The following is a 15,244-nucleotide window of genomic DNA, read 5'->3' as shown; positions in this document are numbered from 1 at the left end:
GGCATCCGGTCGCGCGATGAGCGCTCGGCCCGAACACCACTGGGCCCCCCAGCCCGACATCGAAACACCCGACACGCTGCTGCGGCGGTTCGCTATCGACGTTGTGGACGCCGACGTCGCCGGTGCCACGGCCACCATGTCGATGCCGATCGCCGGGATGCGCAACCCGTTCACCGGCCTGCCGACGATCGGGCCGCTAGCCATCCTGGTTGATGCTGTCAGCGGCCTGGTCAACCACTTCCGACGAGAGATCGACGAATGGACTGTGTCTAGCGAGTTGGCGCTGGAACTCAGCCCCGAAGGCAGCGAGCTTGCAACGGCCGATCCGGACGTGCCGGTGACGGCAACCGGGCGCCCGCTGGGCCCCAGAGGCTCCAGTTCATTGTCGTTCTGCACGCTCACCTGCGGCGACGTGGTGATAGGGGGGGCCACGGTGCGGTCATATTTCATCCCGACCGACGACGTGACCTTAGAGGGCCCGGCCGACAGTTTGGTCAAAACCGCCCACACCCCGCTGGCCGAGCTGATGGCCGTGACCATCAAGCCGACGACAGACGGTACGCGGGTGCTGTCGCAAGGCGTCGATCCGATCCTGAACAACGCGATCGGCGTCATCAACGGCGGAGTCGCCTCGGCCGGCCTGGAGCTGGCGGCGTCGGCAGCCACCAACAGCCGCGGCGGCCCACCGATGCGCACCGCCTCGGTGCGGGTGAATTTCCTGCGCCCCTTCTACGCCGGGGAGCGCTCCCGCTACGAAGCCACACCGCTGCGGATCGGCCGGGGCACCGCGGTCGCCGACGCCGTGGCCCTCGGGGACGATGGCAGGGTCGCGGTCGCGGCACGCGTCACCGCCTACCGCTGAGCGCCAGTTGTTGGACTTATTTGTTGGCACGCGCCCGAAAGGCTGCCACCCGGTCCTTGAATTCCTGGGTCGAGAACGACGTGTACTCCGCGGCCAAGGCGTACTCCAGGACTCCCAGCGCCGCGCGGCTCAGGTGCATGTTCAGCGCGATCTTGGAGGACCGCACCGCCTGCGCGGGCAGGGCAGCGAGCCGCTCACCCAGGCCCAGCGCCTCCTCCAGCACCTTGTCATCGGCGACCACCCGGGTGACGAGGTTCAATTCCTTGGCGATCGGCGCGGTGATCTTGTCGCCGAGCAGCACATACTCCTTGGCCTTCATCATGCCGATCAGCAGCGGCAGCATCGCTGCGCCACCGTCGCCCGCCGTCAGCCCGACAGCGACGTGCGGATCGGCGAGATAGCTGCTCTCCCCCATCACCAACAGATCCGACAGCAGCGCGATCGAGCAACCCAGTCCGACCGCGGGCCCGTTGACCGCAGACACCAGCGGCTTGCCGAAGTTGATCAACTCGGTGAAAACCGTGCGCGCATCGGCGATCTGTTCGGCCCGCGCCTCGGCGTTTTCAATCAGCCGGCCGAACATCACCATGTCCCCGCCTGCCGAGAATGCCTTGCCGACACCGGTTGTCACCACAGCCCGGACATCGTCATCGTTGAGCAGCACCCGCCAAATGCCGGTCATCGCCTTGTGCACCGCTTCGTCGACGGCGTTGAACGCTTCCGGCCGGTTGATGCTGACCACGTGCACCGCGCCGATCTTTTCGACCAATAGCGAAGGGGCAAAGGCCTCGTAACCGGGCAGGGTCGCAACTTGTGACGTGGTCATCAGGCTCCCGTCAGTCTTTGTCAATCGAGAGAATGGTCACGGCCGACACCGCGGTGGGACCGCCGACATTGTGCGCCAAAGCTATTCGCGCGCCGTCAACCTGGTTCTCGGCCTCGCCGCGAAGCTGGTTGAACAGTTCATAGCACTGCGCCACCCCGGTGGCTCCGGGCGGATGTCCCTTGGCCTTCAGCCCTCCGCTCGGGTTGACCGGGATGGAGCCGCCGACGTAGGTCTCGCCGGCCTCGACCAGTTTGTACGCCTCGAACCGGCTGGCGAAGCCGAGGTCTTCGTAGCTGATCAGCTCGACGCCGGTGAAACAGTCGTGGACCTCGGCGACGTCGACGTCATGCGGGGTCACCCCGGCCATGGTCATCGCGGCCTTGGCGGCGCGTACCGTCGGCGGAAAGGTGGTCATGTCCGCCTTGTGCTGGTGCATCACCCGATCCATGCCAATCCCCACGCCGCGCACCCACACTGGCCGATCGGTGTAGCGATCGACCACGTCTTCGGCGGCCAGGATCACCGCCGCGGCGCCGTCGCTTTGCGGCGTGCAGTCATACAACCCGAACGGGTCGACCACGATCGGCGCGGCCAGCACCTGCTCGACGGTGATCTCGTAACGTAGTTGGGCTTTGGGGTTCTTCAGCGCGTGGTAATGGTTCTTGACGGCCACCATCGCCATGTGCTCTTTGGTGGCCGGCGATTCGTGCAGGTAGCGGTTAACATGTAGCGCAAAGTTGGCCGGGGCCACCAGACCCAGCGGATAATCCCACGCGCTATCGCGGGTAAACGCCGCCCATTCCCAGAACGTGGTATCGGTCGCGGTCTCGCGCACCTTGTCCGCGCCGACCACGAGCACCACGTCATACAGCCCCGACGCGACGGCTATTGTTCCGTTGCGGATCGCGTCATTGCCGGTGGCGCAGGCATTCTCGATGCGGGTGACGGGGATGTCGACGAGATCAAGGGTGTCGGCCAGGATGCCCGACGGGAAGCCGTCGGTGGTGGACAGTTCCCCGAACCAGGCGGCCTGGATCTCCGACTTGTCGATGCCCTTGTCGACATGTGCCACGCACTCGGCGTATGCCATCGGCACCAAATCCTTGATCCCAAGTTCGAAATGCTCGGCGAACGGCGTCATTCCGGCGCCAACGATGGCAACTCTTCTCATGCGGACGCTCCTTGTGGGAGTTGCTTACCCGGCCAGAACGCGTAACCGTAGTCCGGGATGCCGGCGCGGGTGGCGATCCTGCGCAACACCACCGAACCCGACTCCCCGATGCTGACCTCGCCGGCCGGCACACCGGTGACTTTGAGCAGCACGCGCACCGGACTGTCGTCGAGCTGCACCACCGCCAGCGAATACGGGCTGGGTAGATCGGGCACCGGGAACTGGACCGTCGCCTGCGTGTAGACCGTGCCGGTGCGCGGCAGCGCTTCCAGCCGGTAGTCGGTGGCCAGGCCGCCAGCGGAGTCCACGCGGACCCGCGGCGGGAACACCGGCGAACCGTCGATACCCGGCTGTTGGTCGAAAACCGCTGCCTGCCAACGAAGTTTGGATTCGAAAGCGCGAGCGTACGCCGGCAATGAGATCGGGATCCCGGTGCCTTCGGCGATCCGAAATACAGGTAATTCTCGGGCAGGGGCTTCGTCGCGGGTAATGCGCGGCGGTCGTGCGCCGAGGCATAGCTCGGCAGCAGTAACGCTCGACTGCTCGACCGCAAGCACCATGCCGGCCTTGTCGTTGTCGATGGCCTCGGCGATCACGCGGATCACCGCAGCCGCCGAGGTCGCGGGCTCCTCGACCGCCGCGGAAACATCGAAACGATGACCGAGCTGCGCCGCCTTCACACCGGCCACCGCCGCAACGGCCGGGGTGCCGGTCACTCCCAGTCGCGCCAGCGTGGACTTGACGCCGACCTCGCGCTGCAGCCGAGGGTCGGTGTAGGTGTGCCGGCGGCCATCACCGGTGCGGAGCTGCATAGGCAGGCTTCTGGTTTGGCGCGCGACTGCCGTAAGTGTCGCACCAGATCCGCCGATCAGCACCGCTGCGGCGCCCACGGCAGTGTCCGAGTCATCGGCGGCGACCACGAGCATGCCGTCGACGCCCGCGATGATCTGGTCAAGAACGGCCGGTGCACCGCCAAGCACCTCGGTCACCGGCACATCAGCCGGCAACGACAGTCCGGCCAGCAACACCGCACCGTTGTCGCCTTCGAGCAGCGGGAAGTCGCGCGACACCATAACCACACGCTTGGCCGATCCCGTGGGATCAGCGGCCCGCCCGGCTGCCACCGCCATCGTCACCGCGTCTTCGTCGGGCCCCTTGACCCGGCGGCCGCCTTTGCTCCAGGGAGGCAGATATGTGCCAATCCCGACGATCTCCGTCATACCGTTCGCTCCCTTAACGGGGCCCGCCCGATGCCCGCCTAAATAAGCTATATAGTTATAGCATTTGGCGCCAAGGATAACATCCGCGGGAGGGAGACACCGTGCGGGACCGCAGCCTCAAGGACCGCGTCGTCGTGGTCACCGGCGCCAGCCGGGGCATAGGACGCGAGATTGCGGTCCGGGTGGCGGCCGACGGCGCCAGGGTCGCGCTGATCGCCAAGACCGATGCACCCCATCCCAAGATCACCGGCACTCTGGCCGAGACGGCCGAGGCGGTCCGCGCGGCCGGTGGCCAGCCACTGCCGGTGAAGTGTGACGTTCGTGATGCCGACGCCGTCGGCGCCGCCATCGGTGCAGTGGCCGAGAAGTTCGGAGCCATCGACGTCGTGGTCAACAACGCGGGGGCCCTGGATTTGCGCAGCACCCCGCAGCTGCCGCCGGCGAGCTTCGAGCGGCTGCTGGCGATCAATGTCAAGGGGCCATTCGCGGTGGTCCGGGCCGCGTTCGAGCATTTGCGGCGTTCGCAGAATGCGCACATCGTTAACATCTCCCCACCGGTGAACCTGCATCCTTCTTGGGTCGGGGCACATGTGGGGCACACCGTCGGCAAGTACGCTGAGAGCCTGTTGACGCTCGGGTGGGCCGCAGAGTTCGCTTCGGTGCCGATCGCGGTCAACTCGCTGTGGCCGGCGACCACCGTGGCGAGCACCGGGATGATAGCCGCGCTGGGAGAGGCGGCGGTACGTTGCCAGGCCCGCGGTCCGCAGATCATGGCCGATGCCGTGCATGCTCTGGTGACCCGGCCGTCCGCCGATTGCACGGGCAACTTCTTCACCGACGAACAAGTGCTCCGCGACGAGGGTATCGAAGACTTCTCGCATTATCGGCTGGCTGCGCGCGAAGAAGACCTCACGCCGAACTTCTACCTGTCGACGACACCGCTGCCTACCGCGTAAGCCGCCGACGATGAACTCCTTCGACGCGTTGTGCGCCAATGACACTGAATTGGCCGAACTACGGGTGTCGATCCGTGAATTCCTGCATGCCGACCGCGCCAAGTTCGATTGGCATCCGGCCGTCGACTCCTGGCTGTCCTGTTGGGATGAAGACTTTTCCAAACGCCTCGGCGACGCGGGGTTCCTCGGGCTGACCATTCCCACGCGCTACGGCGGCCGCGGGCTGGGTCATCTGCACCGCTACGTCGTCACCGAAGAGCTGCTCGCCCAGGGCGCCCCTGTGGCCGCCCACTGGGTCGCCGACCGCCAGCTCGCACCCGCTTTGCTGGCCTACGGCAATGAAAAGCAACGGCAGCGTTTGCTACCGAAAATTGCTGCCGGCCGGTGCTATTCGGCTATTGGAATGAGCGAACCGGGCGCCGGATCCGATTTGGCTGCTGTGCAGACTAAGGCCACCCGAACCGGCGGCGGCTGGCTGCTCAAGGGCACCAAGGTATGGACCAGCGGCGCACATCGTGCACACCAGATCGTGGTGCTGGCGCGCACCAGCCCCGTCGACCCGGCGCATCGCCACGCGGGGTTGAGCCAGTTCCTCGTGCCCTGTGATTCACCCGGAGTGACGATCAGCCCGGTGGTCCTGATGTCGGGCGAGCACCATTTCAACGAGGTGATCTTCGACGACGTGTTCGTGCCGGACGCCGATGTGCTTGGTGAGATCGGCGACGGCTGGCGTCAGGTCACATCGGAGCTGTCGTTCGAGCGCAGCGGGCCCGAGCGATTCCTTTCCACGGCTCCGCTGATCATCGCGGCGGTGCGAGAGCTGGCGAATCGTCCCGAGGTCGATGACCATATCGCCGCCGCTGTGGGAGAACTGATGGCCCAATTGATCTCGCTGCGGCAACTATCGGTGTCGGTGGCTCGTGCCCTGGCCGACGGCCAACAGGTCGCCAACCAGGCGGCGCTGGTCAAAGACCTGGGCACCCAATTCGAGCAGGAGTCCGTCGACCTAGTCGCCAACCTGCTTGGCGATGCCTCACCCGATCCGGCGTTGCAGGCGCTGCTTAGAGCGGGCCGGCTGCACCGCCCGTTGTTCACGCTGCGCGGCGGCACCAACGAGGTTTTGCGCTCCGTCGTGGCGCGCGGGATGGGCTTGCGGTGAGTGCCCAAAAAGCCCTGGCGGGCGGCGTTTTTGACGTATCGATCGGCGACGACGATATTGCTGAACTGCGCCAGTTGGTCGACGACATCGGCCGTCGGTCGTTCGACGCCCGTCTCGGCCACCGCGGGCTACCCGAGCAGTTTGACCAGGCGTTGTGGGCGAACCTGGAGGACAGCGGACTGACCCGTTTGACCAGTACGCCCGACCTCGGCGCGGGACCCGCCGAGCTGGCGACCGTGCTGCGCGGGCTGGCCCGCCGCGCCGGTGCCGTGCCGCTCGCCGAAACGGATTTGCTTGCGGCCTGGCTGGCGCAGCAGGCCGGCCTCACGCCGCCCCCCGGTCCATTGACCGTCGCGATCGCGGACGCCAAGCCGGCCGGAAGCCGGATCACCGGAGCCGCGAACGATGTGCCGTGGACCCGGGCATCGGCCGCGGTGGTGCTCGCCGCCCGTAGCCCCGCCGGCGTTCACGTCGCGGTGACCGATGCTGGCCAGGTGAAGATCACCGACGGCCACAATCTGGCTGGCGAGCCACGCGATCGCGTGGACTTCGACACGCCGGTGCATCGATTCCGCCTGCTCGATGCCTCGGTGGGCGCCGAGCTGCTGCAGCGCGGCGCTTGGGCGCGATGCGTCCAGGTTATCGGCGCGTTGGACGCGGCGGCGGAGTCCTCGGTGTCCCACACCCGCGAGCGTGTCCAGTTCGGCCGTGCGCTGAGCACGTTTCAGTCGGTCCAGCACGCCTTGGCCGCGATGGCCGGTGAGATCGAACGGGCCCGTGCTGCCGCGACGCTCGCCGTCGCGGCAGCAACCGATTACGGATTCGGCACCGCACCGACGGAGTACGCGATCACGGTCGCCAAGGTGGTGCTCGGCCGCGCGGTAGCCCGGGTCACCGCCATTGCGCATCAGTTGCACGGCGCGATCGGCGTGACCGCCGAACACCATCTGTGGCTGTTCACGATGCGGGCGCAGAGCTGGGCCGGCGAGTTCGGCGGCACCAGCCGACAGGCCCGCACGCTGGGCCACATCGCGCTCGGCGCCAAAGACCCTTGGGACATCATCATCGGCGCCAACCTGGCCGGTTAGCTGGTAAGGAGAAGAAGTGACAGTAGCAGCATTCAACGGCGCGTCGGCAATCGTCAGCGGCGGTGCCGGTGGATTGGGTGAGGCAACGGTACGACGCTTGCACGCCGAGGGCCTTGCCGTCGTTATCGCCGACGTTGCCCAAGACAAGGGCAAAGCGCTTGCCGACGAGCTTGGCCCGCGGGCCGCATATGTCGACACGGACGTCACCGACGAGCACAGCATCCGCGCCGCTATCGAGGTGGCTGACAATCTCGGAACGCTGCGGTATGCCGTTGTCGCGCATGGCGGGTTCGGTGTTGCGCAACGCATCGTCCAGCGCGACGGCAGCCCAGCCGATTTCGGCGGATTCACCAAGACGATCGACCTCTATCTCAACGGCACCTATAACCTGGCACGGCTGGTGGCAGCCGCGGTGGCGGCAGCCGAGCCGCGCGACGGCGGTGAGCGCGGTGCGCTAGTGCTGACCGCATCGATCGCCGGCTACGAAGGCCAGATCGGCCAGAGCGCTTACGCCGCGGCGAAGGCCGGCGTCATCGGGCTGACGCTTGCCGCGGCGCGTGATCTGGGCGCAGCCGGCATTCGGGTCAACACCATCGCCCCAGGAACCATGAAAACGCCGATCATGGAGTCGGTGGGCGAAGAAGCCATCGCGCAATTCGCTGCTAATGTCCCGTTTCCCCGCAGATTGGGCGAACCGAGCGAATTCGCGGATGCGGCGGTGTTCCTGCTCACCAACGGTTATGTCAACGGTGAAGTGCTGCGATTGGACGGTGCCCAGCGGTTCGCGCCCAAATAGGTTGGCTTGGAACAGAATCTGCCGCAAGCACGCGGGGCCTACAGCCGGCCATCAATCCTCAAGTCGGCATGGACCCATTCGGGTGAACGCTTCTCCTTGAAGGCGCGAAATCCCTCCCGGGCCTCGGGACCGGTGAGGCTGCTCTGCATTCCGATGCGGTCGAACAGGCCCACATAGTTGTCCAGGCTCGCCTTGATCGAAGCCCTGGCGGCAGGCGCCGTCCGACAGCATTGCGCGAGGACCTCGCGTGCGGATTCGAGTAGCTCGTGGTGAGGAACCACGCGCGCCACCATCCCCCAGTCGAGTGCCTCCCGGGCGGTCAGGACCCGGCCGGTGAACATCAAGTCACGGGTGCGGACCGGGCCGATGGTGCGGGCCAGCATCTGGCTGTAGTACGTGTCGGCGATCCCGCGGAAAAGTTCCGGCACCCGGAAGGTCGCGCGCTCGCTGACGACAGCCATGTCGCTGCACAGCGCGATCTGCAGTCCCCCACCCTGGCATAGCCCGTTAACCGCGGCGACCACGGGCTTGGCTGAGGTACGCAAGGTGTCAAACGGCGTCACATCCATGGACAGGGTGGATGCGAAGTCCATCCAGTCGTCGGCACCACCCTGGCCCAAGTCGCCGCCGGGGGCGAATACATCGCCAGTCCCGGTGATCAGCAAACCGGCAAGTCCGTCGTCGGCGTTGACCCTGCTGATCGCGTAGCGAATGCCGAAATACATTGCGGGGGTCAGGGCGTTTCGCGCCTCCGGTCGATCGATCGTGCAGATCGCGAAGGGGCCTTGCCGGGTGAATGTCAGAAACGGCGTGCCCAACCAGTCGTCATCAGGTGGTCGGGGACTGCTGCCGTCGCGGGATGGCGACATGTGTGCTCCTTGTGGGGTGCTGGTTTGTGACTCTCGGCCGCATCGTGTGTGCGGCTGATTCACCTTTGCTAATTATTAAACTAGTTGTAGGATTCGATCCGACGACCCGGCTGCACCGTCAACGGAGAGGAAGTGCAATGGGCTTGTTGGATGGTCGCGTTGTGTTCATTACCGGTGCCGCGCGCGGGCAGGGCAGATCACACGCGGTGACCTTCGCCGAGGAAGGCGCCGACATTGTCGGCGTCGACATCTGCGAAGACCTTGACATGGTGCCTTACCAGCTCGGGACGATGGAGGATCTTGAGGAGACCGCACGTCTGGTCGAGAAGACCGGCCGCGGCATGGTGATTCGCAAGGCCGACGTGCGCGATGGCGCCGCGCTGCGGGCCGCGTTCGACGCAGGTGTGCGGCAGTTCGGTCATATCGACACGGTAATCGCCAATGCCGGAGTCATCCTGACCAATCCCGACGAGCGCGACGCATCCGAAGCCCTACGGCTCGGTATCGACGTCATGCTGATCGGTGTATGGAACACCTTCCAGGTCGCGATCCCACATCTCAGGGAACGCGGGCAGGGCGGAAACCTCGTCGCGACAAGCTCCATGGCGGCATTGCTTGACCTGACCGACGGCCGGGGTGGCACCGACGCCTACAACATGTCAAAGCTTGCGATCACCGGCCTGGTGCGGTCGTATGCCAATTTCTTGGCGCCAGAACGGATCCGGGTCAACGGGGTCGCGCCAACCAACTGTGCGACACCGATGATCACCGAAAACCCGGCACTGTTCAAGGTGATCGAGCAAACCCCGCACCTGGTGAACGCGATGCAGACCGCGCTACCCGATTTTCCGATGATCGAACCCAAGGATGTAACAAATGCAATCTTGTTCTTGATCTCTGAGTATGGGCGCAGCTTCACCGGCAGCGTGCTCAAGGTCGACGCCGGCATGGACATTCGCCGGTGAAGTTCACGCTCGAGTACCCTAGCGAGATCCCAGATGCTGCTCCGGGATTCCTGGCACCGGATCTGATCACGCGACTGGCGGTTCAAGCCGAGGAATCTGGTTTCGACGCCATCGCGTTCAGCGATCATCCAGCCCCGTCGGCCAAGTGGCGACACTCCGGCGGCCACGACACCTTCGAGCCGGCACTCGCCCTGAGCTACATCGCCGCCGTCACCACGCGCATCCGTGTCATGACGAACCTGTACGTGCTTCCGTTCCGCAACCCGTATCTGGCGGCCAAAACCTTTACCAGCCTGGATATCTTGTCGGGAGGTCGGTTGATCGCAGGGGTGGGTGCGGGCTACCTACGCTCGGAGTTTTCGGCACTTGGGGTGGCTTTTGATCAGCGCGCCTTTTTGCTGGATAGCGGCCTGGACGCCCTCGTACGGATCTGGACACGGCCTGACGAGCCGGTTATCGGAGACGATTTCGCCGCGACTGGGCCGATGTGGCTTAGCCGCCCGGTGCAACACCCCCATCCGCCGATCTGGATCGGCGGTAACGGCAAGGCCGCCCGTCGGCGAGTGGTGCGTTATGGCCAGGGCTGGTGCCCGGTCATCGCACCACCGTCGATGGCGTCGTCGATTCGCACCGCCGTCATCGATAGCCCGACGAAGTTCGGTCGGGCCGTCGAGCAACTGCGCGCCGAGCTGTCCAGCGCGGGCCACGATCCGGCCAGCGTCGATATCCAGATCGACGTCCCGGTCGTCAACTTCGATGCACATGACTCGGTCACGCGCTCATTGGAGCGCCTCGACGAATTCGCCGGCCTCGGTGCGACGTGGGCGATCGTGCATGTCGACGCCTCATCGGTGGGTGCCGCCACCGAGTACCTCACCGCCTTCAGCGACACCGTCATCCGGACGCGTCGCGATCAACAGCGCGCCTACGTCGGCTGACGAACCGACGTAGGCGTGCCGAGTGACCACTAATCACAAATCGACTGTCCTGGAAACTAACTCGTCACCGAGCCGAGCCACTTCGGCGCGCATGTCGGCGATCGTGCGGGAGCGAATCGCGACAGTGAGCCGGTGGATGCCGAAGTCTGCGTAGACCTTTGCCTCTTCGACCGTGCGAGCTCCGCCGGCGGTGAATTCCATCGCGGACGGATCGCGACCAACAGCCTGGGTCTCGCTACGCACGCGATCCAGCAATCGGGGCAGCTCGACTACCGGATCGTGGCCCGGGAAAATGAACGGGAAGTAGCCGTCACCGCGGGTGGCTGCGCGCCGGATCGCCGCATCCGATGCGCCGCCGATCACCAGCGGGATCGATCGTCGCACCGGCCACGGTCGGCATTCGACCTGCTCGAAGTGGACGTAGCGACCGTGAAACGAGGCGGTGTCCTCCCGCCACAGGCGGCGCATCGCGTCGATGTACTCATCCATCCGGCGTCCCCGGTCGGCGAAGTTCATGCCGACCGCCTGATATTCTTCCGGCAGCTCACCGACACCGACACCAAGCAGCACCCGCCCACCGGAAAGGTGATCTAGCGTCGCGGCCGACTTGGCCAACACGACTGGTTGATGCTCCGGCAGAATCAGCACCCCGGTGCCGAACCGGATCCGGCTGGTCGTCGCGGCCACGTAGGCGAACCAGATGAGCGGGTCGGGAATGCCGCCACGGCGGCTCAGCCTGGCCATGCTACCGTCCGGCGAGCCTCGGTAGGGCGTGGCATCCGGGTGCTTGGACATGATCACGTGTTCGGGTGCCCACAACGACTCGAAGCCGGCCTGCTCGGCGGCCTGCGCCAGTGCAACAGCACTGTCAGGATCGGGAAAGCCGGTGCTGGAGAAGACGATTCCCCATTTCATTCGTCGATACCGCCTCTCAACGCAGGTAGGTATAGCCGCCGTCAACCATCAGGGTTGTGCCGGTGATGTAGCTGGCGTCGTCGGATGCGAGAAACGCGACGACGCGGCCCACGTCCTTTTCAGGATCACCGAGCCGGCGCAGCGGTATGGACGGGATCAGATCGCTGTCACGAGACAGCCCGAGCTCATTCTCGAAATTGTCGAGACCCGGCGTCGCAGCGAAGGGACACAACACAACCGCCCGGATGCCGTACGGTCCCCACTCGACGGCCGCCACCCGGGTAAGAGCGCGCATAGCTTCTTTGGCCATCGCGTAGGCGGCCATCGCCGGCGGCGCCGTGATGCCCACCCCGGAGGCAACGTTGACGATCAGGCCCTTCGACGACCGCAGCGCCGGCAATGCCGCTTGCATGAGCAGGAATGCTGCCATCGGGCCGGTGCGCCAGGACTCGTCGAGATCTGCGGCGCAAAGCTTGCGTATCGCGCCATAGTTGAAACTCTGGGCGGCGTGAACCACGATGTCGAGGCGCCCCCAGGCGTCGGTGACCGCGGCAATTCCGCGCTGGATGTCGTGGGGCTCACGCACGTCGCAACGAACGGCGATCGCTGCACCACCGCGCTTTTCGATTTCGTCCGCGGTACGCTCGCATTGCGTCAACGATCGCCCGAGCACCGCAACTGCCGCGCCGCGATCGGCCAGCGCCAGGCCGGTTCCCCTGCCGATGCCGCTGCCACCGCCCGTGATCAAAGCCGTACGGCCTTGCAACGTTGTGTCCATGCCACCTCGATCTCGCACCTACGGGATCCCGATATTATTTAACTGTTTTGATGATTGATCTTCGGCAGAAGCGTCAAAACGGATTCCCTTCGGTAACCGCAAGCCGCCAGCGGGCGGGACACCATGATCGACGCCGCCCTCACTAAATAATGGATTGACATTAATCTTGTGCCCTGCCAAGCTGACGTGGCAGGCGTCACACCGGCCGGTCCACATCACGCGGTTTCTCCGAGGAGCGATCATGGCGGCGAGCACCCTGACTTCCGAAGGCCCACTCGCCGACCTTGTCGTCGTGGACCTGTCGACCACGCTGCCAGGGGCGCAGGCCACGCAGTTTCTTGCCGACTGCGGAGCCCACGTGATCATGGTGGAACCCCCCGATGGCAGCCCGCTTCGCCAACTGGCGGGATGGCCGGCGCTACTGCGCGGCAAGCGCAGCGTCACCCTCGACCTGCACGACCAGACGGATCTGGACCAACTCCGGGCCCTGATGGACCGAGCCGACGTCGTGGTCAACACCCTGCGCCCAGCGACCGCCGAACGGATCGGCCTGACTTCAGCGTCGCTGGGCAAACGGTACCCGCGGCTGGTCGTCGCCAGCATCACCGGCTGGGGCTCGACCGGTCCGTGGCGTGACTACAAGGGCTGGGAGGCCCTGATCATGGCCAAAACCGGGGTGATGCACGAAAAGCGGACAGTCACTCCCCGGCCGGGACCCGTGTACGTTTCGGTGCCCTACGCGTCGTGGGGTGCCGCTCAGGCTGCGGTGCACGGCATTCTGGCCGCGCTGATCGAGCGCGACTCCAGCGGCCGTGGTCAGTTTGTGGAGTCCAACCTGGTGACCGGGATGGGCGCGATGGACCCCTACAACTGGTTTTACGAGATGGTGCTGCAGCGCTACCCGGACGCCTTCGAGCCGATGGACACACCATTCGACGACCAGGGCCGTCCCCAGGCATTCCTGATCTACCCCCTTTTGACGGCGCCGACGAAAGACGGGCACTGGCTTCAGTTCGCCCAGGTCTCGCCCCGGTTGATGCAGGCCTGGTTGACCGAACTGGACTTGGTGACAGAACTGGCCGATCCGAAGTGGCAGGGTTTCCCGATGCTGCCCAGCGCCGAGCTGCGCACCGAGTGGTGGGACATGATGCTGCAACGGGTCCGCGCGCGCACCCTGGCAGAATGGGAGCAGGCATTCGCGGCAAACCACGATCTCAGCGGTGAGCTGTTCCGCAGCCCGCAGGCGTCACTGGATCATCCGCAAGTACGTCACGAAGGCCGAGCGGTGACGGTGATCGACCCCGAGCTGGGAGCGGTGCGCCAGCCGTCGACCCTGATCCATGCCGAGGGCAAACCACTGACGAGGTTACGGCCGGCGCCACGGCTCGGCGAGCACAACGCCGAGCTGACATTGGACGCGCCGGCTGCGCCGCCGGTGACGCCGTCACCCGGCGGCGGACCGAGGGATCTGCCGCTGCACGGCCTGACCATCCTGGAATTCGGCAGCATGTTCGCCGGACCCTACGGCGCCACACTGCTGACCGATCTCGGCGCCCGGGTGATCAAGGTCGAACCGCTCGACGGCGACAACATCCGGACCTTGGTCGCATTCCCGGAAGCCGGCGGGGCAAAAGTGCTGCAGGGCAAAGAAAGTGTGGCCATCGATTTCACCAAACCCGAGGGTCTTGAGCTGGTGTATGAGCTGGTCAAACACGTCGACGCGGTCTTGCAGTGCTTCCGCGGCCAGGCGGCCAAACGGGCCAAAATCGACGAGGCCACGCTCAAAGCCGTCAACCCTGATCTGGTATTCGTCAGTGCCCCGGGGTACGGCATCGATGGCCCCTACGCGCATCGGGCGGCCTACGCGCCGTCCATCGGAGCGGCCTCGGGCCTGGCGGTGATGGACAGCCGCGATGCCGCGCGGCCACCGACAGACCTCGACGACGTGCACCGCAAGGCGGCGGCGTTGTTCGCCGGCAGTGCGGCCCCTGCCGTACAGGCCGACGGTATCGCGGCGCTGGGCGTTGCCTCGGCGTTGCTGGTCGGGCTGTATGCGAAGCGGCGCGGGCTGCAATTGCCGAATATGGTCACCACGATGCTGGGCACGGCGCTGCAGGCGCTGATCGCCTACAACACCAGCTACGCCGGTCGTCGGCAGGACGAGACGGTCGATGAAGAGTTCTACGGCCTCAATGCGCTCTACCGGATGTACCGCGCCGCCGACGGGTGGATCTTCCTGGCCGCTCCGCTCCCCCAGGAATGGCCGGCGTTCGCCAAGGCCATGTCGGTGTATGTCGACCTGGAGGCTGACGAAAGGTTCACCACGGCGGCGGCGCGGGCAGTCAACGACGCCGCCCTGGCTGATGCGTTGACCCCGGTGTTTGCCAGCAAGTCAAAGCTGGACTGGGAGCGCGAGTTGACGTCGCAAGACATCGGCTGCGTCGAGGTGGTGGAACGCAATCCGGAGCTGGAGCTGCAGACCGACCCCTACTTTGAAGCGGGCTACTCGGTGGAAGCGGTCAGCCCGATTTTCGATCGCCATCGACGGCTGGCGCCGCTATGCCGGTTCTCGCGGTCGCGCACGAAGGCCGACGCCGGGTGCACGATCGGCCAGCACACCGATGCGGTGCTGCGCGAGATCGGTCTTGACGACGATCGCATCGCCGACCTGCGGTCGCGCCGCATCATCGGCGCTGGTTAG

The 15,244-nt window shown here is 65.7% G+C and carries 14 protein-coding genes; 8 read left to right on the top strand and 6 right to left on the bottom strand.

Features of this window, described 5'->3' with window-relative positions:
* Positions 1-16 precede the first annotated feature (16 nt).
* Positions 17-862 (top strand): PaaI family thioesterase, encoded by an 846-nt coding sequence (locus MHEC_RS03430; RefSeq protein WP_048889791.1) that lies wholly within the window; start codon positions 17-19, stop codon positions 860-862.
* Positions 863-878: 16 nt separating this feature from the next.
* Here the strand turns inward: MHEC_RS03430 and MHEC_RS03425 are convergent, their stop codons facing one another.
* Genes MHEC_RS03425 through MHEC_RS03415 form a run of 3 tightly spaced genes read right to left on the bottom strand, consistent with a single transcriptional unit; the run spans position 879 to position 4,079 of the window.
* The gene (locus MHEC_RS03425) at positions 879-1,688 is read right to left on the bottom strand and encodes an enoyl-CoA hydratase/isomerase family protein (RefSeq protein ID WP_048889790.1); all 810 of its coding nucleotides are present in this window, start codon (positions 1,686-1,688) and stop codon (positions 879-881) included.
* 10 nt (positions 1,689-1,698) lie between these two features.
* Positions 1,699-2,859 (bottom strand): thiolase C-terminal domain-containing protein, encoded by a 1,161-nt coding sequence (locus MHEC_RS03420; protein ID WP_048889789.1) that lies wholly within the window; start codon positions 2,857-2,859, stop codon positions 1,699-1,701.
* Positions 2,856-4,079, bottom strand: coding sequence for a Zn-ribbon domain-containing OB-fold protein (locus MHEC_RS03415; RefSeq protein WP_048889788.1), 1,224 nt, complete (start codon positions 4,077-4,079; stop codon positions 2,856-2,858). Before MHEC_RS03415 ends, MHEC_RS03420 begins: the two co-directional genes overlap by 4 nt.
* Before the next feature lie 101 nt (positions 4,080-4,180).
* Here MHEC_RS03415 and MHEC_RS03410 point away from each other — a divergent pair, with 101 nt between their 5' ends.
* The 4 genes from MHEC_RS03410 to MHEC_RS03395 are packed head-to-tail and all read left to right on the top strand — an operon-like array spanning position 4,181 to position 8,078.
* Positions 4,181-5,035, top strand: coding sequence for an SDR family oxidoreductase (locus MHEC_RS03410; RefSeq protein ID WP_048889787.1), 855 nt, complete (start codon positions 4,181-4,183; stop codon positions 5,033-5,035).
* A gap of 10 nt (positions 5,036-5,045) precedes the next feature.
* Entirely contained in the window at positions 5,046-6,194 is a 1,149-nt protein-coding gene (locus tag MHEC_RS03405; protein WP_048889786.1) for an acyl-CoA dehydrogenase family protein, read from the top strand.
* Positions 6,191-7,282: an acyl-CoA dehydrogenase family protein gene (locus tag MHEC_RS03400; protein ID WP_083569484.1), complete on the top strand. Its 1,092-nt coding sequence runs from the start codon at positions 6,191-6,193 to the stop codon at positions 7,280-7,282. The genes MHEC_RS03405 and MHEC_RS03400 overlap by 4 nt, the downstream gene beginning before the upstream one ends.
* Before the next feature lie 16 nt (positions 7,283-7,298).
* Positions 7,299-8,078, top strand: coding sequence for an SDR family oxidoreductase (locus tag MHEC_RS03395; protein WP_048889785.1), 780 nt, complete (start codon positions 7,299-7,301; stop codon positions 8,076-8,078).
* A gap of 38 nt (positions 8,079-8,116) precedes the next feature.
* Here the strand turns inward: MHEC_RS03395 and MHEC_RS03390 are convergent, their stop codons facing one another.
* The gene (locus MHEC_RS03390; protein WP_048889784.1) at positions 8,117-8,947 is read right to left on the bottom strand and encodes an enoyl-CoA hydratase/isomerase family protein; all 831 of its coding nucleotides are present in this window, start codon (positions 8,945-8,947) and stop codon (positions 8,117-8,119) included.
* A gap of 137 nt (positions 8,948-9,084) precedes the next feature.
* Between MHEC_RS03390 and MHEC_RS03385 the strand changes: the two genes are divergently transcribed.
* Together MHEC_RS03385 and MHEC_RS03380 are read left to right on the top strand one after the other, a co-directional pair.
* Positions 9,085-9,912, top strand: a complete 828-nt coding sequence (locus MHEC_RS03385) for a mycofactocin-coupled SDR family oxidoreductase (RefSeq protein ID WP_048889783.1) — start codon at positions 9,085-9,087, stop codon at positions 9,910-9,912.
* The gene (locus MHEC_RS03380) at positions 9,909-10,850 is read left to right on the top strand and encodes a TIGR03619 family F420-dependent LLM class oxidoreductase (protein ID WP_048889782.1); all 942 of its coding nucleotides are present in this window, start codon (positions 9,909-9,911) and stop codon (positions 10,848-10,850) included. Before MHEC_RS03385 ends, MHEC_RS03380 begins: the two co-directional genes overlap by 4 nt.
* Before the next feature lie 33 nt (positions 10,851-10,883).
* Here MHEC_RS03380 and MHEC_RS03375 read toward each other — a convergent pair whose 3' ends face one another.
* Positions 10,884-11,765: an LLM class F420-dependent oxidoreductase gene (locus MHEC_RS03375; protein ID WP_048889781.1), complete on the bottom strand. Its 882-nt coding sequence runs from the start codon at positions 11,763-11,765 to the stop codon at positions 10,884-10,886.
* Between the two features lie 16 nt (positions 11,766-11,781).
* On the bottom strand, positions 11,782-12,543 hold the full coding sequence (locus MHEC_RS03370) for an SDR family NAD(P)-dependent oxidoreductase (protein WP_048889780.1): 762 nt from the start codon (positions 12,541-12,543) through the stop codon (positions 11,782-11,784).
* Positions 12,544-12,784: 241 nt separating this feature from the next.
* Between MHEC_RS03370 and MHEC_RS03365 the strand changes: the two genes are divergently transcribed.
* Complete coding sequence (locus MHEC_RS03365; RefSeq protein ID WP_048889779.1) at positions 12,785-15,244, top strand: CaiB/BaiF CoA transferase family protein; 2,460 nt, start codon at positions 12,785-12,787, stop codon at positions 15,242-15,244.

Origin of the sequence: Mycobacterium heckeshornense, assembly GCF_016592155.1 — a bacterium.
Taxonomy (GTDB): domain Bacteria; phylum Actinomycetota; class Actinomycetes; order Mycobacteriales; family Mycobacteriaceae; genus Mycobacterium; species Mycobacterium heckeshornense.
This window is presented reverse-complemented; position numbering and strand designations above follow the sequence as displayed.